Here is a 24,134-nt window from a genome sequence, read left to right as displayed (position 1 = left end):
TGAGCGTATCTACGCCTCATTTTCGGGTGGAGAAGTACTATGGCAATCACCTCGAGCGTCACCAATAAACCGACAACAAAGACGCAAGAAAAAGTACTGCTCAAGATTGAGCGGGTAAGCAAATTATTCGATGACGTGCGGGCTGTCGACGATGTGTCATTAACTATCAATAAAGGCGAAATTTTTGCCTTACTTGGCGGGTCAGGTTCGGGTAAGTCAACACTACTGCGCATGTTGGCGGGTTTTGAAAAGCCCACCTCTGGCCGTATTTTCCTTGATGGGGAAGATATCACCGATTTACCGCCATACGAACGTCCCATCAATATGATGTTTCAATCCTATGCTTTGTTTCCCCACATGACAGTGGCACAAAACATTGCATTTGGTTTGAAGCAAGACAAGCTGCCTAAAGCCGAAATTGAACAGCGTGTGCAAGATATGCTGAAACTCGTGCATATGGAGCAATATGGTAAGCGTAAACCGCATCAGTTATCTGGTGGTCAGCGCCAGCGTGTTGCACTGGCCCGTTCACTGGCGAAACGGCCTAAATTATTACTGCTCGATGAGCCTATGGGCGCATTGGATAAAAAACTGCGTACCCAAATGCAGCTAGAAGTGGTTGAAATCCTTGAGCGTGTCGGCGTGACCTGCGTGATGGTGACCCACGATCAGGAAGAAGCCATGACAATGGCTGGTCGAATTTCGATCATGAGTGATGGCTGGATTGCTCAAACTGGCTCGCCAATGGATATTTACGAAAGCCCGAACAGCCGCATGATTGCTGAGTTTATCGGTACTGTGAATTTGTTTGGTGGCGCGATTGAAGTGGATGAAGTCGACCATCTGATCATTAAGTCTAATGATTTGGCCCAACCTTTTTATGTCGGTTATGGCGTCACGACTAACGTTGAAGATAAGAATGTTTGGCTAGCAGTGCGTCCCGAAAAGACCATTATTAGCCGTGAACAGCCTGAAGGTCAGTACAACTGGGCAAAAGGAATCGTGCATGATATCGCTTATTTAGGCGGTATTTCAGTCTATTACATTCGTTTAGAGAATGGTCAAATCGTACAGTGCAGTATGACTAACCGTGAACGCCGCGCCGATCATGCCACATGGGATGACGAAGTGTTCATTAGTTGGGAGGACACCAGTGGCGTGGTGTTGAGATCATGAAGAAACCCATTAAATTAAAGTGGCTTAAGGGCCGCTTCTGGACCATAGGTATTCCCTACGCTTGGCTGCTGCTGTTTTTTGCCTTACCGTTTGCGATTGTCCTTAAACTGAGTTTTTCGACGGCGGCGATTGCTATCCCGCCCTATGAAGCAACATTCCAATATGCTGACGATGTATTAAATATCTTCCTGCATTTGGGTAACTATTTGATGTTGCTCGATGATTCGCTATATTACATGGCTTATCTCAGCTCATTGAAAATGGCGTTAATTTCGACCTTGGGCTGCTTGATTATTGGCTACCCAATGGCCTATGCCATTGCCCGTGCCCCTGCGCGGTTGCAAACCGTGCTGCTGCTGTTAGTTATGTTGCCTTCTTGGACCTCATTTTTAATCCGTGTTTACGCTTGGATGGGGATCTTAAGTAACACAGGTATCATCAATAATTCACTGATGTGGTTGGGGATTATTTCTGAGCCGTTACAGATCCTCAATACCAATATTGCCGTGTATATCGGCATTATCTATGCGTATTTACCCTTTATGATTCTGCCCTTGTACGCCACCTTAGTGAAACTTGATATGAGTTTGATTGAAGCTGCGTCTGACTTGGGTTCAAGCCGTTTGAATACCTTCTGGAAAATCACTTTCCCGCTGTCAAAAAGTGGTGTGATTGCTGGTTCTATGTTGGTGTTTATTCCTGCCGTGGGTGAGTTTGTGATCCCAGAGCTACTCGGTGGTCCCGATTCCTTAATGATAGGTCGAGTGTTATGGCAAGAGTTTTTCAATAACCGCGACTGGCCTGTGGCTTCGTCACTGGCGATTGTGATGTTGGGTCTATTGATTATTCCGATCACTTTATTCCATCGCTATCAGGCGCGTAGTTTGGAGAAAGACCTATGAAAAAATTAAGCTTTTCTTCAGTGATGCTTTGGTTTGGCTTGTTTTTCTTGTATGCACCTATGTTAGTGCTGGTGATTTATTCCTTTAACGACTCTAAATTAGTGACGGTATGGGGCGGATTTTCACCTAAATGGTATGGCGAGTTATTTCAAGACCAACAGATTTTAGATGCAGTATGGACCAGCCTGCGGATAGCATTTTATAGCTCAACTATGGCGGTTATTATCGGTACTATGGCAGCCTTTGTGATGACACGCTTTAAGCGTTCATGGGCAAAACTGACCCTGTCGAACATGATTACTGCACCGCTGGTAATGCCTGAAGTGATTACTGGTCTGTCTTTGCTTTTACTGTTTGTGCACATGGCAGATTTGTTGGGCTGGCCCAGAGAGCGTGGCATGATGACAGTGTGGATTGCACACTCAACATTTTGTGCTGCCTATGTGGCTGTGGTGGTGTCTTCAAGATTGCGCGAGCTTGATATGTCAATCGAAGAGGCGGCAATGGACTTAGGGGCAACACCGCTCAAGACTTTCTTCTTGATCACTGTGCCTATGATTTCGCCGGCGCTGGTGGCGGGTTGGTTGTTGTCATTCAGTTTGTCCTTAGACGATTTAGTGATCGCAAGCTTTGCCTCAGGCCCTGGTGCAACGACCTTGCCTATGGTGGTGTTCTCTTCGGTACGTTTAGGAGTTTCTCCTAAGATCAATGCCTTAGCGACGCTGATCATACTGTGTGTTTCACTCATCGCTTTCCTTTCTTGGTATATGGCAAGACGGGCAGAGAAACGCGATCGTACACCAGTGAACTAGTTAGCTTAATTTTGGGATGGCTTTGGTATTGCCAAAGCCATCCTTGATATTTGTCACCGCTCCCATCACCCGCTTTGCTTTGCAGGCTAGTCCTGTTACTCAAGCTCACCAGAATCGAATCACTGAGCTAAAAATAATCGCGTGTTTGATATATCAAACAAAATGTAAATTATTGCGCTTTTCTGGCTAGTGTTTCGTTTTATGAAGGTGTAGGATGTGATGGCTGTTTAAAATAATGAACATTAGAATTCAAGGGAACAACATGTCTGCCATAGCTCACGCTGGATCATATTATGCGGCATCGGCCAACGATAAGGTTGAACGTCCGCGTCTACAGGAATCGATTGAAGCCGATGTTTGTGTGATTGGCGCAGGTTATACAGGTCTTTCTGCCGCGCTGCATTTATTAGAATCTGGCATGAGTGTGGTGGTGTTAGAAGCCGCTCGCATTGGCTGGGGCGCCTCGGGCCGTAATGGCGGACAAATCGTTAATAGTTATAGCCGTGACATTGATACTATAGAAAAAACAGTCGGTAAAGAACAAGGTAAACTCTTTGGCCAAATGGCCTTTGAGGGCGGGAAAATCATCCGCGATCGTATTGCTAAGTATAATATTCAATGCGATCTAAAAGATGGCGGTGTGTTTGCCGCGATGAACGAAAAACAAATGGGTCATCTGCGCCATCAAAAGCAACTGTGGGAAAGCCACGGTCATGTTAATCAGCTCGAACTTCTCGATGCTAAAGGTATTCGCGGTGTGGTAAATACTGAGCGTTATGTCGGTGGTCTACTCGATAAAAGCGGTGGCCATATTCACCCGCTTAATTTAGCCCTAGGCGAAGCGCGCGCGGTTGAATCCCTCGGCGGTAAAATTTTTGAAGACTCAGCGGTGTTAAGTGTCGATGAGGGCGATAGCCCTGTTGTGCATACGGCGCAGGGCAGTGTCAAAGCCAAGTTTGTGGTCGTGGCAGGTAACGCTTATTTAGGTAAGTTAATGCCTGAGTTGCAGGCGAAATCTATGCCCTGCGGCACGCAAGTGATTACCACAGAGCCTTTGAGTGTCGATCTGGCTGCGAGCTTATTACCGCAGGATTACTGCGTCGAAGATTGTAACTATCTGCTTGATTATTTCCGTCTGTCTGGTGATAAGCGGATGATTTACGGTGGCGGCGTAGTGTATGGCGCCCGCGATCCGGCGGATATCAAATCGATCATTATTCCGAACATGCTCAAAACCTTCCCACAATTAAAGGATGTGAAGATCGATTATGCGTGGACGGGTAACTTCCTACTGACGCTATCGCGCCTGCCACAGGTCGGTCGTATCGGTAAGAACATCTATTATTCACAGGGTTGCAGTGGCCACGGTGTCACTTATACCCATCTGGCGGGCAAGTTACTGGCCGAGATGCTCAACGGCCAAGCCACGCGCTTCGATGCCTTTGCTGCATTGCCACATTATCCTTTTCCCGGCGGTCACGCACTTCGCGTCCCTTTTAGTGCTATCGGAGCTTGGTATTACACGTTAAGAGACAAACTAGGTCTTTAACATCATCACTTTTAAGAAGCTAAGTAGCTTCATAATACGAGGAAATCCTTGTGCAATTAAATGATCCGAGTTTGCTACGTCAACAGTCTTTTATTAATGGTCAATGGTGTGATGCCGTTTCTGGTGACACGCTAAAGGTGGTTAATCCCGCAACCAATGCCGTGATTGGCTACGTTCCTAATATGGGACAAGTTGAAACTGAAATGGCGATTAAGGCGGCAGAAGCGGCTTTACCTGCATGGCGAGCGCTGACAGCCAAAGAGCGCGGCGCTAAGTTAAGGCGTTGGTTTGAATTACTCAATGAAAATAGTGATGACTTAGCATTGCTCATGACGACTGAGCAGGGTAAACCGCTGGCAGAAGCGAAAGGTGAAGTAACCTATGCCGCTTCGTTTATCGAGTGGTTTGCCGAAGAAGCGAAACGTATTTATGGCGATACCATTCCTGGGCATCAAGTAGATAAGCGCTTGATGGTAATTAAGCAGCCTGTCGGTGTAACCGCTGCGATAACTCCGTGGAACTTTCCTGCTGCTATGATCACCCGCAAAGCCGCTCCAGCGTTAGCTGCGGGTTGCACTATGGTGGTAAAACCTGCGCACCAAACACCCTTTACCGCATTAGCGATGGCTGAACTTGCTAAGCGTGCCGGTATTCCTGCTGGCGTATTTAGTGTGTTAACGGGTGATGCGGTGCAGATTGGTAATGAAATGTGCAGCAACCCGATAGTGCGTAAGCTGTCTTTCACTGGCTCAACCAATATTGGTATTAAATTAATGGCGCAATGTGCGCCTACCTTAAAAAAACTGTCGCTAGAGCTTGGCGGCAATGCACCATTTATCGTATTTAACGATGCCAATATCGATGCCGCTGTCGAAGGCGCCATGATAGCTAAATATCGTAATGCCGGCCAAACCTGCGTCTGCGCTAACCGCATTTATGTGCAAGACGGTGTATATGACGAGTTTGCCTTAAAACTCAGCACTGCAGTGGGCAAGCTTAAGGTCGGAGAGGGCATTAACGAGGGCGTCACTACGGGTCCGTTGATCAATGCTGCCGCAGTCGAGAAAGTACAAAGTCACCTTATCGATGCTATCGCTAAAGGCGCCTCTGTGATCGCGGGCGGCAAAGTTCATGATCTTGGCGGTAATTTCTTCGAGCCAACCGTGCTCACCAATGTCGATAAAAGCATGCTTGTTGCCCGCGAAGAAACCTTTGGTCCACTCGCGCCGCTGTTTAAATTCAGCGATGTCGACGATGTGATCAAACAAGCTAATGATACTGAATTTGGCCTCGCCGCCTATTTCTATGGCCGCGATATTTCATTGGTGTGGAAAGTCGCCGAAGCCTTGGAATATGGCATGGTTGGGGTCAACACGGGTTTGATTTCGACGGAAGTCGCGCCCTTTGGTGGGATGAAATCCTCTGGACTGGGCCGTGAAGGCTCTAAGTTCGGTATCGAAGAATATCTAGAAATCAAATACATCTGCATGTCCGTTTAATACGGCCCGATTTGGCGTGTGAGGAAGACTAAATGACAACAACCAATGATTCATTGATGGCACGTCGCCAAGCCGCAGTTGCGGGTGGTGTCGGGCAAATTCACCCTATTTTTACCGCCCGCGCTGAAAATGCGACTGTGTGGGATGTTGAAGGTCGCGAGTTTATCGATTTTGCGGGCGGCATTGCCGTGCTCAATACGGGTCACCTTCACCCTAAAGTGAAGGCGGCGGTTGCAGCTCAGCTGGATAATTTCTCCCATACCTGTTTTATGGTGCTCGGCTACGAGAGCTATATCCAAGTATGTGAAAAGCTCAATCAACTGGTTCCTGGGGATTTTGCCAAGAAGACGGCACTATTCACTAGTGGTTCAGAAGCGGTTGAAAACGCAGTTAAAGTGGCGCGTGCCTATACCAAACGTGCTGGCGTGATTGCGTTTACCTCGGGCTACCATGGTCGCACTATTGCGGCTTTGGCATTGACCGGAAAAGTTGCGCCTTACAGTAAAGGTATGGGGCTGATGTCGGCGAATGTGTTCCGCGCCGAGTTCCCGTGCGAAATGCATGGCGTGTCCGATGATGATGCTATGGCCTCGATTGAACGTATCTTTAAAAATGATGCTGAGCCGAGTGATATCGCCGCCATTATTTTAGAGCCAGTGCAGGGCGAGGGTGGTTTCTACGCCGCATCGCCCGCCTTTATGCAACGTTTACGCGCACTATGCGACCGTGAAGGCATTATGCTGATCGCCGATGAAGTGCAAACAGGCGCGGGCCGTACTGGCACTTTCTTCGCTATGGAGCAAATGGGTGTTGCTGCAGATATCACGACCTTTGCTAAATCTATCGCGGGTGGTTTTCCACTCTCAGGTATTACCGGCCGCGCCCAAGTCATGGACGCAGTGGGTCCCGGTGGTCTTGGCGGTACTTATGGTGGTAATCCGTTAGCGTGCGCTGCTGCGCTTGCTGTCATTGAAGTGTTTGAAGAAGAAAAGTTGCTAGAAAGGGCTAATGCCATTGGTGAGCGCATTAAGTCTGCCCTGAATGTAATGCAGGTCGAACATGCGCAAATCGCCGATGTGCGTGGTTTAGGCGCTATGATCGCCATCGAACTGATGGAAGAAGGTAAACCTGCACCGCACTATTGCGCGCAAGTGTTGAGCGATGCCCGTGACCGTGGATTGATTTTATTATCCTGCGGTACTTACGGTAATGTGCTGCGCATTTTGGTGCCATTAACGGCGCCGGATGCACAAATTGATGCAGGCCTTGGTATTCTTAACGCCAGCTTCAATGCCGTACTGAAAAGCTAATATCACTTTGATATAAAAACGGTTTTAGATGACAGTTTTGCATAATAAAAATCCCGCTTCGGCGGGATTTTTATTGGGGCGATTGTTTTGGAGTTGGTTGTTTTTACTGCCAGTGACTTTCAGCACTCATTAGTTAAATGAATCACCACTTTTTAATATCCATTAGGATCTGTAATGCTTTTTTGCGTTTATCAAGATCATACAAGTCATTGGTGAAGATAAACTCATTCACGCCGAGTTCTTTTACGATCATTTCCAAACGATGCTTAATCGTCGCTGGGCCACCAGTAACTGATAAACCTAAGAAATTATCGACATAGGTTTCTTCTTGCGCACTCCATAAGCCATCCATAGTGTCAACCGGTGGCTTTAGCCATAACTCGTGACCACGGATAAGTGCCAGCACGCGCTGTTTTGAGGTCGTGCCCAAATATTGGGCCTCTTCATCTGTATCGGCGGCAACTAACGGTAAGCCAAGCATCACATAGGGTTTATCAAGCACTTGAGAAGGTTTAAAGTCGCGGCGATAGATTTCAATCGCATCGTAGAGAAAACGTGGTGCAAAGTGGCCCGCAAACACATAGGGCAAACCACGCTGCGCCGCTAACTGTGCGCTAAAAAAACTCGAGCCCAATAACCAAATTGGCACATTAGTACCTTCTCCGGGAATCGCTCGCACCGCATGACGACCATTGTAAGGGCCAAGTAGAGTTTGTAATTCACTGACTTCTTCAGGGAATTGTTCGGCGCGACTGGTATCACGGTTCAGTGCTCGGCTGGTAATTTGATCGCTGCCAGGTGCGCGTCCCAGTCCTAAATCGATACGACCTGGATATAAGCTTTCAAGGGTGCCAAACTGTTCGGCGACCACTAAAGGCGCATGGTTTGGCAGCATAATGCCACCCGCGCCGACGCGAATACGCTGCGTATTGCCAGCAATATAACCAATTAATACCGAGGTCGCCGCGCTGGCGATACCGGGCATATTGTGGTGTTCGGCAAACCAAAAACGATTAAAGCCGAGTCTGTCGGCTTCCTTGGCATACTGCAAACTGTTTTGAAGCGTTTCGCCTACGGTTGAGCCTTGGCGCATGGGCGCGAGTTCCAATAGCGAGAAGGGAATATCGGCCAATATTGATGTCTGCTGTGACATAGTGTCTCCAAGTGACTGCCGTTTTTGCTAGCGATAACAAGAGGTGCTAACTGTGTTAGCGTATTGTTTGTTGCATTGCTAGGCTCATTGCTAAGAAAAAGCGTTAACGGCTCAGTCTTGATGAATAAAGGTATTCAGTGATATTGATATGGGGTTAACGACACGGCTTATCAAGCTTTAATGGATAACACTTTCCCCTTCATTATTTCAATGTGAGTCTGCACTTGAGCATCGCTATGCAACTGAGTGTGTACTCGCTTTGTAACAAATTGAGGGGCTGAAGTCATTCGCGTGTGAGGGCCGATAATGTGGAACTGAAGTTCTTATTCTCAGCAACTCAGCGCTAAGCCAGTCACAGTAGGATTGCATGACTTTCGCTAAAGCTCATTTGGTTATGAGTAGCAATATAAGGGTATAAACGATGTTGAATGAAGTGATAAAAAAACTACCGATAGCAGGGCTATCGGCAGTTAATGTTATGCAATAGAAAAATCGCTATTGTCAGTCGAGCATTACTGCTCGGCTTTCACATCCCGTAGCGATGCCGCAGCACTTTCACTAATATCATCATCAGCAGCATTGTTGTGTGAATGGTGAGTCTCAGTCAGGCGACGCATCAGAGGTAATACTGCAAGGGCGATAAAGGTACAGACTACAGCCGCGATACCTAACTTATTAAACAGACTTGTGTATACGGGCAAGGTTTGCAGTGGGTCGACTAAATCTTTTGGCACACTGGCGAAGTTAGCGACCACACCGCCCAGATACTGTGAAATACCTGAGGCGACGAAATAGGCGCCCATCATAAAGCCGCCCATACGCGCAGGTACGTAGCGAGCAATCATGGCAAGTCCAAGACCACTCACCAGCAATTCCCCTAAAGAGTAAGAGGCATAGCCCCAGATCATGATCCATGAAGAGGTTTTACCATTGACTGCAAATTGGCCCGCAAAGCCATAGATAAAGAAGCCGATCGCCACAACGGCAAAACCGAGGGCAAACTTCGCCGCGATAGAAAAGTCTTTATCATTGCGTCCAGCCCATGAATAGCTCCATGCGAGTACTGGACTTAATACCATAATCCATAATGGATTTAATGCTTGGAACTGGGCAGGTGACCAAGTCCACAAGTGGGTACCAAAAACTTGAAAATCCCAATCCACGTTACGCAGGGCAAACAGCGCGAGTGACGTTGACATTTGTTGATAGAAAATAAAGAAGAACACGGTTTGCACCGTAAGGATCAGTGCTGCAATCAGTCCAGCTCTTTCACTGGTTTCGCTGGTGCGGATCAAGTGGAAGAAGATTGCCAATACGGCTACGCCTGCTGCATAAACGAAGACGCGCGCAACAGCTTCGTATTCAAGAATAATGGCTGAAGCGACAACCGACAATGCGGATAGACCCAATACAATCGCGAGGTTTTTCTTGTTCACTGGGCGAGTGTCTGGCTCAGAACCGTAATGGACTAGACTCTTACGCATAAGTGCATAGTTGCCTAAACCCACCAATATGCCGACACAACACACGGCAAAAGCGGCATGCCAGCCAAATTCGTTGCCATATTGGGCGTTAACGTAATCTTTAATCCAAGGCGTGAGCAACATAGAGAAGGTCGAACCCACGTTTACCGCCATGTAATAGATGGTAAACGCACTGTCGATTTTAGAATCGTCACCTTCGTAAATCTTGCGGACTAAGTTACCCGCATTCGGCTTGAATAGGCCGTTACCGACCACAATCACGCCGAGCGCTGAAAACATAAACCACGTATTTTCAGTGGGTACGGCCATTAGCGCATAACCCAGAGAGAGGATCCCCGCACCGAGCAGCATAGTGCGTTTGGTGCCGAGAATTTTATCCCCAACCCAGCCACCAATCGCCGGTGATACATAAATAAGTGCCGCACAGGCACTCCATACTAAGTTTGCACGTGAGTCATCAAAGCCAAGACGCTGCACCATAAAGTACACAATCAGCGCTTGCATGCCGTAATAACCAAAGCGTTCCCATAATTCGATAAGAGACACAGTCATAAATGAATGTGTTTTACTTACCGGAGCAGTCCCAATAGTCATATCGCTTGCTTCCAACATTGTTGTTTTAATATTTGAGCTCAAAAGTATAAGGCGATAACCAATTCAAACCAATGGCAGACATAGGCAAAAACAGACTTTGTTACAAATGACCTTATCAATTTTAAGGTGGATTTAAGCGGGTACAGTTCTATCTAAGTTTTTCTGCTGCGGATAAATCAAGGAACATTCGCAGTACTATCGGATAAGCAGATAATGGCATGTGCGGGTATGCGCTATGGTGTATTTAAATACATTGAGGTTGATTGCTGTTTGTCCAACAGGCATAGTGCGCTTGGAAATTCTAATGTAGATAACTTTAAAACGAAAAGTTCTACTTAGCAGCGTCTCTACAGTTGCAGATATGCATCAGGTTGTTAATGCACCGCTTTGCGTTAAATATATTTAAACGGAGTATATGAATGTTACGAATTGGTATCGATCTTGGTGGCACAAAAATCGAGGTAGTCGCATTAGATAGCGATGGTAACGAAGTCTTTCGTAAACGCATCCCGACACCGAGAGAATATGTTGCGACAGTCAATGCTTTGGTTGCATTGGTAACTGAAGTCGAAGACAGCCTGCAGCAAACCGCCACTATCGGAATAGGTATTCCTGGGGTTGTTTCTCCTTTTACTGGTCTAGTAAAAAATGCTAATTCAACTTGGATCAATGGTCATCCACTCGATGTGGATCTGGGGACTCGATTAAATCGTAAAGTAAAAATTGCTAATGATGCGAACTGTTTTGCCGTATCAGAAGCGGTAGATGGCGCTGCCGCAGGAAAGTCAGTTGTATTTGGTGCCATTATTGGAACGGGATGTGGTGCTGGTATCGCAATTAAAGGCCAAGTACATGACGGTGGCAATGGTATTGGTGGTGAGTGGGGCCATAATCCTTTACCGTGGATGAAAGCAGATGAATTTAATACCACGACGTGTTTTTGTGGTAATAGAGACTGTATCGAAACGTTTATATCTGGAACGGGTTTTGTTCGCGACTTTCGCGCTGCGGGCGGTGTTGCTGACAGCGGTATTGAAATTGCCCAAATGATGCAAGCGGGAGATCCGCTGGCAACTCAAGCATTTAACCGCTTTATTGATCGTTTAGCCCGTTCATTGGCCCATGTGATCAATATGATGGATCCTGATGTTATCGTCCTTGGCGGCGGCGTGTCTAACATCGATGCTATTTATACCGAATTACCGAAAATTTTGCCGCTCTATGTGGTTGGCCGAGAGTGCCACACACCCGTTGTTAAAAATTATTATGGTGCTTCATCTGGGGTGCGTGGCGCCGCTTGGTTGTGGGGACGCTAATACCTAGACTCAATCAAGAATAGTGTTTGATATTAAAGGCTGAATTCATTTATTTGAATTTGGCCTTTTTTTGATTTAGTCATTCAAAAGTTTTACATTTCATTGACAACTCTTTATCTTAAGTACTGGTAATTCTTACCCTAAGTGCTATTTTTAATGCTGTATAGAAAGTATAAAAATAAAGTAGATCAAAATAATTACGCTATTGTCGTTCTCTTGGGAGTTTACTAGATGAAGCATTTGTCCATCAGTACTAAGTTGTTGTGGATTACATCAGCATTATTTTTATCGATAGTGGCTATTTTATCTATCAGTTTATGGTGGACACTGTCGGCTCAAAACGCGCAATTATCGGATCAAGTTCAAAATACCCTACAAACTGAAACGCGGGATAAACTCGAAGCCCGCGCCGGTGAATATGGCGAAATGGTCGCTGGATTTATTAACGAAGCCTATCGTATTCCTTACTCTTTTGCCGGTATGGTGGAGAGTACGGCAGAAGAACTTCCCTTAAAGCGTGATCGTTTAGAACTCACTGTGGCGGCTGTGCTTAAGAAAAATGCACAAGTTTCCTCCATGTATGCCCAGTTTGAACCTAATGGTTATGATGGGCTCGATACTGAGTTTCTGAATATTAATTCCAGCCACAGTGTAACGACATCAGGTGCCCTAGAGGTTTACTATACCCGTGATGACAATGGCACTGTTGCACATCAACAGGTTGAAGATTCGTCAGAAAAATACCTTACTAGCCTAAATGAATTTGGGATCCGTGATGCAGAATGGTATTTATGCGGTAAAGAAACCTTAAAGCCCTGTCTAATGGAGCCGTATTTATACGAAATAACTCCCGGTAACAAAGCATTAATGACCTCGCTAACTGTTCCTGTGCTTAAGCGTAAACAGTTTATCGGTGTGGTCGGTGTTGATTTAAACTTACCCGTCTTTCAAACCCTTATCGATAAGTTATCTAAGAGCCTCTACGATGGGCAAGCGAAAGTAACTTTATTGAGTACCCGCGGTTTAGTGGTTGCAGCAAGTCATTACAGTAAAAAGGCTCGCCCTTTAGCTGAGTCAATAAATCCAGCTATTGCCTCACAAATCATCTCGTTACACAAGAACTCGGGTTACATGGTTAACGATGATGAAATTATTGTTGCCTACCCAATTAAGATCCCTTTAGCGAATGCCGAGTGGTCCTTAGTGATCCAAGTGCCGACTGCGCAGGCGTACAAGAGTTCGATTGTGTTGAATAATGATATGGATGAAATGGCAACTTCCTTGGGGAGTTTGTTGCTCATGGTCGGTGTTGTCGTGTCGATTGCTGCTGTGATTACGATTAGCCTAGTGATCCGTAGCATTATTTCACCCTTAAAGATGATCCAAGGCCGTGTAGAACACCTAGCAAGCGCTGATGGCGATTTAACGCAATCGATAGAAGTGGACTCCCATGCAGAGTTGATTGCGTTAGCAAAAGGTTTCAACTCCTTTATTTATAAACTGAAAAACTTGATTGCCGAGCTTAAAACCCTCGCGAGTCGTTCTCAGGAAGAAAGCCAAGCTTCAGCGAAAATTGCCCAGCTCACGCGTGATAGTGTCAATCGTCAATATGGTGAAATTGAGAGTGTGGTAACGGCCGTAAACCAAATGAGTGCCACCGCACTTGAGGTTGCTAAGGCGTCTGAGCAAACCGCTGCAGAAACAGAAGCTATGTCACGCAACATTCGTCACAGTGAAGAAAGTCTGACTAAGGCGATGGGCTTTGTGGCGACTATGTCTAAAGAGTCAATGGAAGCTAAGCTGGCCGTGAGTAAAGTCGCTGACAGCAGTATGAATATTAGTCGTATTCTTGAGGTGATCAGCTCCATTGCCGCACAAACAAACCTGCTGGCACTAAATGCGGCGATTGAGGCGGCGAGGGCGGGTGAACAAGGACGGGGTTTTGCTGTGGTGGCTGACGAAGTCCGTGCGCTGGCATCTAAGACTCAAAGCTCGACGAATGATATTAGTACTCTTATCGATGCACTGCAAAAAGAAGTTCAAAGTGCTTCTGGCATCATAGATAAAGGTGCTGAACGGGCACAAATGGCCGTATCTCAAACTGAGCAAGCGCTGAACTCATTGAACTCAATGGTGAGTCAGATTGAAGAAATTTCGGGCCAAGTTACCCATATCGCGGCAGCGGCAGAAGAGCAGAGCGCGGTGACTGAAGAGGTTAATCGCAATATTACAGGCATTTCTGATTCGGCTTCTGAACTTGCGCGTCTTGCGGGTGAAGCACAGCAAAGCAGTGTAGTTTTAGCAAGCTTAGTGAAGCAGCAACATGAGCAGTTAGGCAAGTTAAAAACCTAGCACTCAGATATTTGTGGAATTAGCTCATTGATTTTAAATAGACTCTTTGATTGTGTTGCTGCTTAACACTTATCAAAGAGCCTATTTTTATGGATATTTAAATAACATCGAATAGGCTAAAAATTTAAAACAGTTCAGCGAGGGGAATGTGTAAATACACGGATATTGTGTGATAACTAGCGGAGATCAGTTTTTAGATACAAAAAAGCCCATTGAATCAATGGGCTTTTTTGTTGAATCGGGTGGTGGCCCCTCACGGACTTGAACCGTGGACCTAACGATTATGAGTCGTGTGCTCTAACCAACTGAGCTAAGGGGCCGACTTAAGGTAATCGTCATTACCTGAAGCGGGAGGAAGTATACTAAGCTTACTTACGCTTGTCACCCGTGTTTTGGCTGGAAATTCACGCAACTGATTCAATTGGTTATCTGTTAATCAACTTAAATGCTATCGTCGCCTAAATTTAAGGCTTCGATGCTGTGCTGATGTCAATATTAGCGTGGGAAAGACAATAAAAAGCCCTGCATGGGCAGGGCTTCAGATCTTACTTAGATGACTTTAGGTTTATAACGGCCTATTCATCTAGGAATGATTTTAAGATTTCTGAGCGTGAAGGGTGACGCAGTTTGCGCAGTGCCTTAGCTTCAATCTGACGAATACGTTCACGGGTCACGTCGAACTGCTTACCCACTTCTTCAAGTGTATGGTCAGTATTCATATCGATACCAAAACGCATACGCAGCACTTTCGCTTCACGGGCGGTTAGACCTGCTAACACTTCGTGGGTGGCGTTTTTCAAGCTTTCGCTGGTCGCTGAATCCAGTGGTAATTCGAGGGTAGTATCCTCGATAAAATCACCTAAATGCGAATCTTCATCGTCACCGATTGGGGTTTCCATGGAGATAGGTTCTTTAGCTATTTTCAATACCTTACGGATCTTATCTTCCGGCATCATCATACGCTCAGCCAGTTCTTCAGGTGAAGGCTCGCGGCCCATTTCCTGTAGCATTTGGCGAGAGATACGGTTCAGCTTGTTGATCGTTTCGATCATGTGTACTGGAATTCGAATAGTACGCGCTTGGTCGGCGATAGAGCGGGTAATCGCCTGACGGATCCACCAAGTTGCATAGGTCGAAAATTTGTAACCACGACGGTATTCGAATTTATCCACGGCTTTCATTAAGCCAATGTTACCTTCTTGGATTAAGTCCAAGAATTGCAGACCACGGTTGGTGTATTTCTTCGCGATAGAAATTACCAGACGTAAGTTGGCTTCAACCATTTCTTTCTTCGCACGGCGCGCTTTGGCTTCACCGATTGACATACGGCGGTTGATGTCTTTAATGGCAGAAATCGCTAAGCCAGTTTCTTCTTCTACTGCTGCAAGCTTGGTACGACAACGAATGACGTCATCTTCAACCATTCTTAGGCCTTCGGCATAAGGTTTCGTTGAGGCTTTCTCAGTGTTGAACCAATCAAGGTTGGTTTCGTTGCCAGTGAAGAATTTGACGAAGTTTTTCTTCGGCATTTTGGCTTGTTCAACGCACAGTTTTAACACTAAACGTTCTTGAACACGCACGCGGTCCATCATAGTGCGCATGCTTTTGACTAAACGGTCAAACTGCTTAGGTACTAAGCGGAATTCTTTGAAAATTTCGCCGATTTCGAAGAGGGCTTTTACCGATTCAGGGTGTTCACGGCCCTTAGCTTCGATAATTTTCAGTGCGCTTTCGTAAGCGGCTCTGAGTTGACCGAATCTTTCACGAGCTTCTTCAGGATCAGGCCCTTTGTTGCCTTCTTCTTCATCTTCGCTGTCATCGTCATCCTCTTCGTCATCTTCATCGTCCAGCTCTTCTTCAGATAATTCTGAGCCGATGTGAGTGGCGGTCGGGGCGACGTCATCTTCGTCCGGGTTTACAAATCCAGAGATAATATCAGATAAGCGCAGTTCGTCGGCTTCAAATTGGTCGAATTGCTCAAGGATCATAGCGATCGCTTGTGGGTATTCGGCGACTGAACTTTGAACTGTGTTGATGCCTTCTTCGATGCGTTTGGCGATAACAATTTCGCCTTCGCGGGTCAGAAGCTCAACGGTACCCATTTCACGCATATACATGCGTACGGGATCGGTTGTGCGGCCAAGTTCGCTTTCTACTGTTGCCAGTGCTGCGGCGGCTTCTTCTGCTGCATCTTCGTCTGTGTTGTCTTCCGACATCATCATGTCATCGGCATCGGGGGCTTCTTCGAACACCCGGATACCCATGTCATTTATCATCTGGATAATATCTTCGATCTGGTCAGAATCGACCATGTCTGCAGGTAAGTGATCGTTCACTTCTGCATAGGTTAAGTAACCTTGCTCTTTACCTTTGGCAAGCAACAGCTTAAGTTGCGACTGCGGAGTATGATCCATAGATATCATCCAAGTTGGGAAACTGTTACAACGACGGACACTTAGCATAAGCCAAGTGCCGCGCAAATCGTCAATTATAGCCGTGTGCACATATCTGTGCTAGTCACTGGGGCAGCGAATGAGGACATTTTTGCCTCAGTTTAACCCTTTCATGACTGAGATCAGCTTCGAGAGCTGCATCTTCTCTTCTTTTGTATGAGTCTGTTTTAGACTCAATTCCTGATATCGTTGTTCAATATATTGATTGTTCAACCAAACCAGGGTTTGTTTAAACTTTTCGAGCAAGTTTTCATCCGCCACTTGATGGTCCCATTGGGCCAATTTATGGAGAGTGCCGCTGTAAGGGTGCTCTCGGAATTGTTCAAGTAGTTGTGCGCTGTTTAACGTTTGCTCTCGAGTCATCTCCAATAACAGTGGCAGCAATTCTATGCCTGGCATCTGCAAGTGGGCGAGTGCGGGTTGTGGGGGTAAACCCATACCCAGTTTAGGATGTTGTACTAGCAGTGCGATGGCGAGTCGCAATGGTGTACCGCGTCCTTTTAATCCTTTACTTGCCATTGGTTTAGCTTGTTTCACGCTAAAGCCTAGCTTCTTTTTCATATCTTCTGAGCTGTTCATTCCTAACTTGTGAGCTAAGTTCTCAAGTAGTAAATTTTGCAGCACAGTGTCTTGAATTTTTTCAATTAAGATAAAAGCTTGTTTCGCTAAGTTGCCTTTATCTGTACCGTATTTTGTCGCTAACGTGTCAAATAGAAACTCGGGTAGTGCAATGGCAGAGTCCATTAAGGTTTCAAATGCATCTTTACCAATTTTACGAACCATAGAATCAGGATCTTCGGCCTGAGGCAGGAACATAAATCGTACTTGATCGCCCGGCTTTAATAATGGCAATGCCGTTTCTAAGGCGCGCCATGCCGCTTCAGTACCCGCTCTGTCACCGTCGTAACAGCAAATCACTTCTTTAGCGCTGCGCAGCAAAAGCTGAAATTGCTCTGCTGTGGTTGAGGTGCCTAATGATGCGACAGCATAATCGACGCCAAATTGCGCCAATGCCACCACATCCATATAGCCTTCAACGATCAGTACTTTGTCTGGATCGCGATAGCGTTGCTTTAGTTCATAGAGACCATAAAGCTCATTGCCCTTATGAAATATGGGCGTTTCTGGAGAATTCAAGTATTTGGGTGTGCCATCACCTAAAACTCTGCCACCAAAACCAATGACTCGTCCGCGCCTGTCGCGGATAGGAAACATGAGGCGGTCACGAAATCTGTCGTAACGTTTCCCACTGTCGTTGCTAATTAACATACCCGCAGTCAGTAACTTATCCTGCGCATCTTGATTCTGACGATAGCGGCCCAATAAGCCATCCCAACCGTCTGGCGCAAAGCCAATACCAAAATGTTCTACTACATCATCGGATAAACCGCGATAGGCAAGATAATCGATAACTTTTTGTTTATCTTGGTGTTGTCTAAGTTGGTTTTGAAAGTAAAGGCTTGCTTCTTCCATGAGTTGATATAAGTCATGGCTTAAACCATCATCATGTCGCTTGCCTGTGCCTTGTTCTCTGGGAACCTCTAATCCAAGCTGGCCCGCCAAATCTTCAATGGCATCAATAAAATCGAGTCGGTCATACTCCATCACAAAATCGATGGCGTTGCCGTGAGCACCGCAGCCAAAGCAATGATAGAACTGTTTATCACGGCTGACGGTAAACGAAGGTGATTTTTCGCTATGAAAAGGACAACAGGCCGAGTAGTTCTTACCCGCCTTTTTCAAGGGCACCTTACGATCGATAAGTTCGACTATGTCAGTGCGAGCGATTAGCTCATTGATAAAATCACGAGGTATTGCCATTGAGTGCTTAAAATCCCGCCTTGCGCGAATTTAAACAAACAAGCCGCGCATAGGCACGGCTTGTTCATACAGTGAAACGCTAATTATTGCAATTTAGCACGGATCATAGCGCCGATAGCGCCCATGTCTGCACGTCCTTGCACTTTAGATTTCAATGCTCCCATTACTTTGCCCATATCCGCCATGGCGGATGCACCTACTTCTACAATAGTTGCATCGATGAGCGCCGCGATTTCCGCCTCTGTAAGAGGGGTAGGCAGGAAAGCTTCAATAACTTGAATCTCTGCTGCTTCCACGTCGGCCAACTCGTTACGACCCGCTGCTTCAAATTGAGCAATCGAGTCACGACGTTGTTTCACCATTTTGGTTAAGACCGCTATAACCTGTTCATCAGTCAGAGATTCGCGGGTATCCACTTCAATCTGTTTGATGGCGGCTAATGCCATACGAATAGTGCTCAAGCGCGCCTTCTCTTTGGCGATCATGGCCTGTTTCATATGGTCTTTTAGCTGATCAATTAGGCTCATATGAGATTAATATAAACGTACGCGACGTGCGTTTTCGCGAGAAAGCTTCTTAGCTAAACGTTTAACTGCAGCTGCTTTTGCGCGCTTACGTGCAGTAGTTGGCTTCTCGTAGAATTCACGAGCACGCACGTCGGCTAAAATACCAGCTTTTTCACAAGAGCGCTTGAAACGACGCAGAGCTACGTCGAATGGTTCGTTTTCACGTACTTTAATAATTGGCATACGCCATCACCCCTTAGGTGTAGGTTGTTCTGGTTCAATTGCTCGAACCAAGTCTATTTAAAATGGTGCGGAATTTTATACCGAGACACCTAGGCTTGTAAAGCCCTAAAACTGAGCTCAGTCCTATAGTGGGCTCAATATGGTCTGCGCGACTGGAGTAATTGAGCGCTTGCAGGTAGAATTGGCGCCCTTTAGTTAGCAATTGATGAGACACCATGCGGGTTTTAGGTATTGAAACATCCTGTGACGAGACAGGTATCGCCGTCTATGACGATGAACTGGGCTTATTATCTCATACTTTATACAGTCAGGTTAAGCTGCATGCTGACTATGGTGGTGTGGTGCCTGAGTTGGCGTCACGTGACCATGTGCGCAAAATTGTGCCGCTTATTCGTCAAGCGCTGAAAGATGCGAATACTGAAATTGCTGATCTCGATGGGATTGCCTATACCAAGGGCCCAGGTTTGATTGGTGCTTTGCTTGTTGGCGCCTGTGTGGGGCGGTCACTGGCGTTTGCTTGGGACAAGCCTGCTATTGGTGTGCATCATATGGAAGGGCACCTGCTGGCGCCTATGCTTGAAGATGACGCGCCCGAGTTCCCATTTGTGGCCTTATTGGTCTCTGGTGGCCATTCTATGTTGGTTAAAGTCGATGGAATTGGCCGCTATGAAGTATTAGGCGAGTCTGTTGATGATGCTGCGGGTGAAGCGTTTGATAAAACAGCTAAGTTAATGGGGCTGGATTATCCCGGCGGTCCGCGTTTAGCAAAGCTTGCTGCTAAAGGTTTACCTGCAGGGTATAAGTTTCCGCGGCCTATGACCGATAGACCTGGACTCGATTTTAGCTTTTCGGGTCTAAAAACTTTTACCGCTAATACCATTGCTGCCGAACCTGACGATGAACAGACTCGAGCCAATATTGCGCGTGCTTTTGAAGAAGCTGTGGTTGATACGCTAGCGATTAAATGTCGCCGTGCACTGAAGCAAACAGGCTATAACCGCTTAGTGATCGCCGGTGGCGTGAGTGCGAATACGCGCTTAAGAGAAACCTTGGCTGAAATGATGAGCTCGCTTGGTGGACAAGTATTTTATCCCCGTGGTGAGTTTTGTACCGATAACGGCGCCATGATTGCCTTTGCAGGATTGCAGCGTTTAAAGGCGGGGCAGCACGAAGATTTGGCGGTAAAAGGTCAGCCAAGATGGCCGTTAGATACCTTGCCACCTGTGGCATAAAACGCCTTTGATGTTGATAGGTTATGTTGAGACAAAAAAACTGCGCTTATAGCGCAGTTTTTTATTGGGATAATGTTGTCACATTAAGATTTTTTAGGCGTTTTTTTACGTGAAACTTTGGACTCTTCACCTTTAAGTAACCGTTGGATATTGTCTTTATGACGAATAATGATAAGCGTCGATAGCATGGCAACGGGAATGGTAAATCTGTCGTCTAACCACCAAGTATAAAGTGGCGCAAGCAAGGCCGTCAGAATGGCTGCAAGGGACGAGTAGCGGCTAATTAAGAGGAGGACAATCCAAGATGCCATTAAGCAAATGGCTAAATCATCGCCAATGGGAGCCATAGCACCAAAAGCCGTTGCGACACCTTTACCCCCCTTAAATCCAAAAAATACGGGATAAATATGCCCAAGGCAGGCGGCGATAGCGATAAGTCCGAGTGAGACTGCATCTATGCCCATCAGATAGGCTAAATAAGATGGCAGGGCGCCTTTGAGCATGTCGAAAAACAACACCATGGCAGCCGAACTCGCGCCGCCAATTCGTAGTACATTGGTAGCTCCCGGATTACCTGAACCCTGTAATCTTGGATCGGGTAAACCCCTCATTCTACAAACCAGCACAGCACTCGAGATTGAACCAGCCAAATAGGCGGCCAAAATCATCAAAAGTGTCAGTGTTAATGGACTCACATTGGTTTCCTTACGCGTCTTAAGGTATTATCGCGCAACAATTTAAAAAGCTGACTCAGTTGTCAATCCCGCTATAGGTTTGTGGAATAACTCGCCCATTTGAGGTTGAGATATTTTCTGAATGAGCAAATCCTTTTAGGGCGTTATCCTACTGTGGATTGGCTCGAGTAGAAAGCAAATTAGTTATCTGTCAGAAGATTGCGGATTATACAGCTAGGATCGCTTTTAGCTTATCAGACCTCATAGTAGTAAGTTAGTTGGAGAAAGCATGGATAAAGTACTTATACGGCAATTACGCGTTGATACTGTGATTGGTGTCTATGAGTGGGAAAAGACAATCCATCAGAGCCTGTTGCTAGATTTAGATATGGCGTGGGATAACAAACCAGCCGCCGCGACAGACGATTATCAATATGCGCTTTGCTATGAGACAGTTTCCAATCGATTAACAGAACTTATTACTGAACATCCAATCGAGTTAATCGAAACGGTTGCCGAGCGCGTAGCGGATTGCTTACTTCAAGAATTTAACGTGACTTGGGTGAAAGTTGTCGTGATGAAGCCGGGGGCAGTCGCCACTGCCGCATCGGTTGGCGTTGAGATAGAGCGTTCACGTTAGATAAGAGTTTGATCAACTCGACTGTTGATTAAGAAATCATGTTTATCTTCAGATAAATCGGACATTGCATGGCACGTATTTATATTAGTCTTGGTAGCAATATCGAGCCTGAACAGCATCTGCAAGCGGGATTAATATCGCTGCGAGCGTGTTTTGGGCCGCTGCGCCTCTCTTCTATGTATGAAAGTGAAGCGGTAGGTTTTAGTGGCACTAACTTTCTGAATATGGTTGCTAGTGCTGAAACTGACCTTAATATTGCTGCGGTAGTTGCGCAGTTTAAGCAAATCGAGCAGAATCACGGCCGGCTTGTCGGGGCGAAGAAATTTAGCCCAAGAACTTTAGATTTAGACCTGCTGCTTTATGAGCATGTGGTATGTGAAACGCCCGTTACGCTTCCCCGTGCAGAGATAGTTAATAATGCCTTTGTGCTATGGCCATTAGCCGAGTTAGCGCCGGAATTGATTCATCCCGTGGTTGATAAAAGCTATGCCAGTTTGTGGCAAGAGTATGATAAAGAGTCACAGCGACTTTGGCCTGTGATGTTTGAATGGCCCCAAGGGCTGACGTTTTAATTTATTGATAGGATTGTCATGGATACGTTTCAGGTCATTATTTTAGCGCTTATTCAAGGGCTAACTGAGTTTTTACCTATTTCTAGTTCTGCACACTTAATTCTGCCTGCTCAGCTTTTAGGCTGGGAAGATCAAGGTTTGTCATTCGACGTGGCGGTGAATACGGGGTCGTTATTTGCTGTGGTGATTTATTTTAGACACGAGTTATGGACTATGTTTAATGCTTGGGTTGCAAGCATCTTTAAAGGTCAGCAATCCGAAGACAGCAAGTTGGCATGGTGGATTATTCTGGCGACGTTACCCGCTGTATTTTTTGGTTTTATGGCTAAGGATTTTATTGCAACTCACCTGCGTAATACAGAGGTTATCGCGGTTACGACAGTCGTTTTTGGTTTATTGCTGTGGTGGGCAGATAAGATGTCGCGCCGCGATTTAACAATCTATCAGACTGGATGGCGCAAAGCCTTGTTAATTGGTTTCGCCCAGGCGCTTGCTTTAATCCCTGGAACTTCACGTTCTGGTGCCACTATGACCGCGGCGCTAATGCTAGGTTTGAGTCGAGATGCTGCGGCTCGCTTTTCATTCTTAATGTCAGTGCCTGTGAGCTTAGGCGCGGCAATTTTAGTGGGTAAAGATTTGGCGGAAAGCGAGCTGCCAATTGATTATCAAGCATTGATCTTAGGCACTTTGATTTCCTTTGTTGCAGCTTATGCATGTATTCATTATTTCTTGAAAATCATCAGCCGCATGGGAATGACCCCGTTTGTTATTTACCGTTTAGCACTGGGTGCTGTGCTGTGTGGATTTATTTTTTTGTAGTCATTCCAGTTTAGTCATCATAGTGAAATTATGAATAATAGAATCGGGTCAAGTACCCGATTTTTGTTTTTGGAGCTTCCTCATTTTTCTGAAGCTTAACTTATTTTTGGAGCTTTATATGGGTCTCGAATATCAGTGTCCAACCTGCGGACTTGCATTAAAACAACACAAAGCCTCCCAAGGTTTTTATTGTGCAAATAAGCATCATTTTGATCGAAATGAGCAAGGTTATTGGGTTTTTACTAAACCACAACGCCAAAAGCCGACTGGGGATTCGCGCGAGCAAGTTAGGGCTAAGCGTTTTCTTCTCGAATCAGGCATCTTTTCGCCTTTAATCGATAAATTGGCTGAGATAATCACCGGCTCTATCAAGCCTGACGCTTGTTTATTGGATTATGAATGCGCTGAGGGCTTCTATTTGCGTGCTTTAGCTTCCAAGTTGGCAGAGGTCGAAAATCCGCGAAACGTCCAGTACGTGGGTGTAGCGGACGCAGAAAATGCTATTTTTGCTGCAGCAAAAGCGCAGACTCCTGGGATCTTGTGTTTAAGCTCTTCTAAAAAATTACCCTTTGCCGATAATTGTGTGGATTTTATTACTGTTATTGATAGGCCGTTAAAGGGAAAAGAGTCTGTCAGGGTATTGAAAGACGATGGGACCATGTTACTGGTTATGCCTGGGCCACGACATCTATGGCAACTCAGAGAATATATTTATTCCGACTTGGCTGAAAAACCTTTCCAAGTGAATTTACCCTCAGCATTATTGGTAAAAGAAACTCAGTCACTGCGCTTTACTTTATCAGTTACAGGTGAACAGGCATTAACGTTATTAGATATGGCACCCTATGCGTGGCGTGCAACTGACAAGATGAAACACGATATTCAAGCTAATCATTTTGAGTCGCTAGAAATTGACTATGTATTAGTCTTGGCACATAAACGCGTGAGTGAATCGCTATAGGTTAAAACTTGCAGTCGATGCGGTTAATTTTAATACAATTCATGGGCTTAGTTAGATGGTTTTTTG

At 45.9% G+C, this 24,134-nt stretch carries 20 protein-coding genes and 1 tRNA gene; 13 read left to right on the top strand and 8 right to left on the bottom strand.

The window, feature by feature from the left end; all coding sequences use genetic code 11:
* Positions 1–39 precede the first annotated feature (39 nt).
* The 6 genes from potA to gabT all read left to right on the top strand — a co-directional run bounded on the left by potA (position 40) and on the right by gabT (position 7,248).
* Complete coding sequence (gene potA, locus HGO26_RS04120; protein WP_028760881.1) at positions 40–1,176, top strand: polyamine ABC transporter ATP-binding protein; 1,137 nt, start codon at positions 40–42, stop codon at positions 1,174–1,176.
* Positions 1,173–2,078, top strand: a complete 906-nt coding sequence (locus tag HGO26_RS04115) for an ABC transporter permease subunit (protein WP_028760880.1) — start codon at positions 1,173–1,175, stop codon at positions 2,076–2,078. Before potA ends, HGO26_RS04115 begins: the two co-directional genes overlap by 4 nt.
* Positions 2,075–2,890, top strand: a complete 816-nt coding sequence (locus HGO26_RS04110; RefSeq protein WP_168823487.1) for an ABC transporter permease subunit — start codon at positions 2,075–2,077, stop codon at positions 2,888–2,890. The genes HGO26_RS04115 and HGO26_RS04110 overlap by 4 nt, the downstream gene beginning before the upstream one ends.
* A 262-nt stretch (positions 2,891–3,152) precedes the next feature.
* Entirely contained in the window at positions 3,153–4,439 is a 1,287-nt protein-coding gene (locus HGO26_RS04105; RefSeq protein WP_168823485.1) for an NAD(P)/FAD-dependent oxidoreductase, read from the top strand.
* Between the two features lie 50 nt (positions 4,440–4,489).
* Positions 4,490–5,938, top strand: coding sequence for an NADP-dependent succinate-semialdehyde dehydrogenase (gene gabD, locus HGO26_RS04100; protein WP_168823483.1), 1,449 nt, complete (start codon positions 4,490–4,492; stop codon positions 5,936–5,938).
* A gap of 32 nt (positions 5,939–5,970) precedes the next feature.
* The gene (gabT, locus tag HGO26_RS04095; protein WP_028760876.1) at positions 5,971–7,248 is read left to right on the top strand and encodes a 4-aminobutyrate--2-oxoglutarate transaminase; all 1,278 of its coding nucleotides are present in this window, start codon (positions 5,971–5,973) and stop codon (positions 7,246–7,248) included.
* Positions 7,249–7,390: 142 nt separating this feature from the next.
* Here gabT and HGO26_RS04090 read toward each other — a convergent pair whose 3' ends face one another.
* Together HGO26_RS04090 and HGO26_RS04085 are read right to left on the bottom strand one after the other, a co-directional pair.
* Complete coding sequence (locus HGO26_RS04090; protein ID WP_168823481.1) at positions 7,391–8,401, bottom strand: LLM class flavin-dependent oxidoreductase; 1,011 nt, start codon at positions 8,399–8,401, stop codon at positions 7,391–7,393.
* 512 nt (positions 8,402–8,913) lie between these two features.
* Positions 8,914–10,479, bottom strand: a complete 1,566-nt coding sequence (locus tag HGO26_RS04085) for a peptide MFS transporter (protein ID WP_105249902.1) — start codon at positions 10,477–10,479, stop codon at positions 8,914–8,916.
* Between the two features lie 419 nt (positions 10,480–10,898).
* Between HGO26_RS04085 and mak the strand changes: the two genes are divergently transcribed.
* On the top strand, positions 10,899–11,795 hold the full coding sequence (mak, locus tag HGO26_RS04080; protein WP_028760873.1) for a fructokinase: 897 nt from the start codon (positions 10,899–10,901) through the stop codon (positions 11,793–11,795).
* 231 nt (positions 11,796–12,026) lie between these two features.
* The gene (locus HGO26_RS04075; RefSeq protein ID WP_168823480.1) at positions 12,027–14,147 is read left to right on the top strand and encodes a methyl-accepting chemotaxis protein; all 2,121 of its coding nucleotides are present in this window, start codon (positions 12,027–12,029) and stop codon (positions 14,145–14,147) included.
* Between the two features lie 243 nt (positions 14,148–14,390).
* On the opposite strand, the gene HGO26_RS04070 is transcribed toward HGO26_RS04075, so the two are convergent.
* The 5 genes from HGO26_RS04070 to rpsU all read right to left on the bottom strand — a co-directional run bounded on the left by HGO26_RS04070 (position 14,391) and on the right by rpsU (position 19,170).
* Positions 14,391–14,467, bottom strand: a tRNA-Ile gene (locus HGO26_RS04070).
* Positions 14,468–14,722: 255 nt separating this feature from the next.
* Positions 14,723–16,561, bottom strand: a complete 1,839-nt coding sequence (gene rpoD / locus HGO26_RS04065; protein ID WP_105249892.1) for an RNA polymerase sigma factor RpoD — start codon at positions 16,559–16,561, stop codon at positions 14,723–14,725.
* Positions 16,562–16,696: 135 nt separating this feature from the next.
* Complete coding sequence (gene dnaG / locus HGO26_RS04060; RefSeq protein WP_168823478.1) at positions 16,697–18,421, bottom strand: DNA primase; 1,725 nt, start codon at positions 18,419–18,421, stop codon at positions 16,697–16,699.
* A gap of 83 nt (positions 18,422–18,504) precedes the next feature.
* Positions 18,505–18,948 (bottom strand): GatB/YqeY domain-containing protein, encoded by a 444-nt coding sequence (locus tag HGO26_RS04055; RefSeq protein WP_028760869.1) that lies wholly within the window; start codon positions 18,946–18,948, stop codon positions 18,505–18,507.
* Between the two features lie 6 nt (positions 18,949–18,954).
* The gene (gene rpsU, locus HGO26_RS04050; protein ID WP_006080725.1) at positions 18,955–19,170 is read right to left on the bottom strand and encodes a 30S ribosomal protein S21; all 216 of its coding nucleotides are present in this window, start codon (positions 19,168–19,170) and stop codon (positions 18,955–18,957) included.
* A 215-nt stretch (positions 19,171–19,385) separates the two neighbouring features.
* Here rpsU and tsaD point away from each other — a divergent pair, with 215 nt between their 5' ends.
* Positions 19,386–20,402, top strand: a complete 1,017-nt coding sequence (gene tsaD / locus HGO26_RS04045) for a tRNA (adenosine(37)-N6)-threonylcarbamoyltransferase complex transferase subunit TsaD (protein ID WP_131523062.1) — start codon at positions 19,386–19,388, stop codon at positions 20,400–20,402.
* Between the two features lie 83 nt (positions 20,403–20,485).
* Here the strand turns inward: tsaD and plsY are convergent, their stop codons facing one another.
* Positions 20,486–21,097 carry a glycerol-3-phosphate 1-O-acyltransferase PlsY gene (gene plsY, locus HGO26_RS04040; RefSeq protein WP_028760867.1) on the bottom strand — a complete coding sequence of 204 codons (612 nt, stop codon included), beginning with the start codon at positions 21,095–21,097 and terminating at the stop codon, positions 20,486–20,488.
* A 268-nt stretch (positions 21,098–21,365) separates the two neighbouring features.
* Here plsY and folB point away from each other — a divergent pair, with 268 nt between their 5' ends.
* From folB to HGO26_RS04020, 4 genes are all read left to right on the top strand, one after another.
* Positions 21,366–21,716 (top strand): dihydroneopterin aldolase, encoded by a 351-nt coding sequence (folB, locus tag HGO26_RS04035; RefSeq protein WP_105249889.1) that lies wholly within the window; start codon positions 21,366–21,368, stop codon positions 21,714–21,716.
* A 68-nt stretch (positions 21,717–21,784) separates the two neighbouring features.
* The gene (folK, locus tag HGO26_RS04030) at positions 21,785–22,288 is read left to right on the top strand and encodes a 2-amino-4-hydroxy-6-hydroxymethyldihydropteridine diphosphokinase (RefSeq protein WP_168823476.1); all 504 of its coding nucleotides are present in this window, start codon (positions 21,785–21,787) and stop codon (positions 22,286–22,288) included.
* Between the two features lie 18 nt (positions 22,289–22,306).
* The gene (locus tag HGO26_RS04025) at positions 22,307–23,107 is read left to right on the top strand and encodes an undecaprenyl-diphosphate phosphatase (RefSeq protein ID WP_168823474.1); all 801 of its coding nucleotides are present in this window, start codon (positions 22,307–22,309) and stop codon (positions 23,105–23,107) included.
* A 118-nt stretch (positions 23,108–23,225) separates the two neighbouring features.
* Positions 23,226–24,068 (top strand): putative RNA methyltransferase, encoded by an 843-nt coding sequence (locus HGO26_RS04020; protein WP_168823472.1) that lies wholly within the window; start codon positions 23,226–23,228, stop codon positions 24,066–24,068.
* The last annotated feature ends 66 nt before the right edge of the window (positions 24,069–24,134 follow it).

The sequence above is a fragment of the Shewanella oncorhynchi genome, assembly GCF_012584455.1.
Taxonomy (GTDB): Bacteria; Pseudomonadota; Gammaproteobacteria; order Enterobacterales; family Shewanellaceae; genus Shewanella; species Shewanella oncorhynchi.
Note: the sequence above shows the minus strand (reverse complement) of the source record. Positions and strands in the feature narration are given on the sequence as shown.

Bases quoted from the DNA above. Each gene is read 5' to 3' on its own strand.
- HGO26_RS04085 (WP_105249902.1), bottom strand. From the start codon at position 10,479: ATGACTATTGGGACTGCTCCGGTAAGTAAAACACATTCATTTATGACT.
- potA (WP_028760881.1), top strand. From the start codon at position 40: ATGGCAATCACCTCGAGCGTCACCAATAAACCGACAACAAAGACGCAA.
- folB (WP_105249889.1), top strand. From the start codon at position 21,366: ATGGATAAAGTACTTATACGGCAATTACGCGTTGATACTGTGATTGGT.
- HGO26_RS04020 (WP_168823472.1), top strand. From the start codon at position 23,226: ATGGGTCTCGAATATCAGTGTCCAACCTGCGGACTTGCATTAAAACAA.
- HGO26_RS04105 (WP_168823485.1), top strand. From the start codon at position 3,153: ATGTCTGCCATAGCTCACGCTGGATCATATTATGCGGCATCGGCCAAC.
- tsaD (WP_131523062.1), top strand. From the start codon at position 19,386: ATGCGGGTTTTAGGTATTGAAACATCCTGTGACGAGACAGGTATCGCC.
- folK (WP_168823476.1), top strand. From the start codon at position 21,785: ATGGCACGTATTTATATTAGTCTTGGTAGCAATATCGAGCCTGAACAG.
- HGO26_RS04055 (WP_028760869.1), bottom strand. From the start codon at position 18,948: ATGAGCCTAATTGATCAGCTAAAAGACCATATGAAACAGGCCATGATC.
- mak (WP_028760873.1), top strand. From the start codon at position 10,899: ATGTTACGAATTGGTATCGATCTTGGTGGCACAAAAATCGAGGTAGTC.
- HGO26_RS04025 (WP_168823474.1), top strand. From the start codon at position 22,307: ATGGATACGTTTCAGGTCATTATTTTAGCGCTTATTCAAGGGCTAACT.
- rpoD (WP_105249892.1), bottom strand. From the start codon at position 16,561: ATGGATCATACTCCGCAGTCGCAACTTAAGCTGTTGCTTGCCAAAGGT.
- dnaG (WP_168823478.1), bottom strand. From the start codon at position 18,421: ATGGCAATACCTCGTGATTTTATCAATGAGCTAATCGCTCGCACTGAC.
- HGO26_RS04075 (WP_168823480.1), top strand. From the start codon at position 12,027: ATGAAGCATTTGTCCATCAGTACTAAGTTGTTGTGGATTACATCAGCA.
- HGO26_RS04115 (WP_028760880.1), top strand. From the start codon at position 1,173: ATGAAGAAACCCATTAAATTAAAGTGGCTTAAGGGCCGCTTCTGGACC.
- HGO26_RS04110 (WP_168823487.1), top strand. From the start codon at position 2,075: ATGAAAAAATTAAGCTTTTCTTCAGTGATGCTTTGGTTTGGCTTGTTT.
- HGO26_RS04090 (WP_168823481.1), bottom strand. From the start codon at position 8,401: ATGTCACAGCAGACATCAATATTGGCCGATATTCCCTTCTCGCTATTG.
- gabT (WP_028760876.1), top strand. From the start codon at position 5,971: ATGACAACAACCAATGATTCATTGATGGCACGTCGCCAAGCCGCAGTT.
- rpsU (WP_006080725.1), bottom strand. From the start codon at position 19,170: ATGCCAATTATTAAAGTACGTGAAAACGAACCATTCGACGTAGCTCTG.